The organism is Seonamhaeicola marinus (assembly GCF_008085455.1).
On record NZ_VSDQ01000436.1, the window covers coordinates 643 to 1209 of the forward strand.

Here is a 567-nt window from a genome sequence, read left to right on the forward strand (position 1 = left end):
TCAGTTTTGCCAATAAAAATTTGTTCAATTTCTGGCTCAGATGCTTTAGCAATGGCTCCTAATTGCGATGAATCTACAGGTACAGTTCTCCATCCTAAAATAGAAAGCCCTTGTGCTTTTATTTCTCTTTCAAAAATGTTTTTACAAAATTGGTATTGGTTTTTAATTTTTGGTAAAAATACCATACCAACGGCATACTCTCTGGGCGCAGGTAAATCAAAATTACAAACGCGGTTAAAATAATCATGAGGGATATCAATTAATAAACCAGCACCATCACCTGTTTTTCCATCGGCACTAACACCACCACGGTGCTCTAGTTTTACTAAAATTTCTAAAGCATCATGAATGATTTGATTTGTTTTTTCTCCTTTAAGATTACAAATAAAGCCGGCACCACAGTTTTCGTGTTCAAATTCCGGCGAATACAATCCTTGTTTCCTAAGCATAATCAACTAATTATATTGGTTTAAAGCGTGACTAAGTAAGCTAAGATAGGCATACATTTTAAATATATAATAATGCTGAATTCATTATTTCGATTTTAATGGTGAAGTAGAGTTAAAA

The 567-nt window shown here is 33.2% G+C and carries 1 protein-coding gene; it reads right to left on the bottom strand.

All coding sequences use genetic code 11. The features are described 5' to 3' along the window. Positions 1–449, bottom strand: a 449-nt coding sequence (locus FUA24_RS25730) for a hypothetical protein (protein ID WP_246146980.1), incomplete at its 3' end; no start/stop codon positions are given. Positions 450–567: the final 118 nt, after the last annotated feature.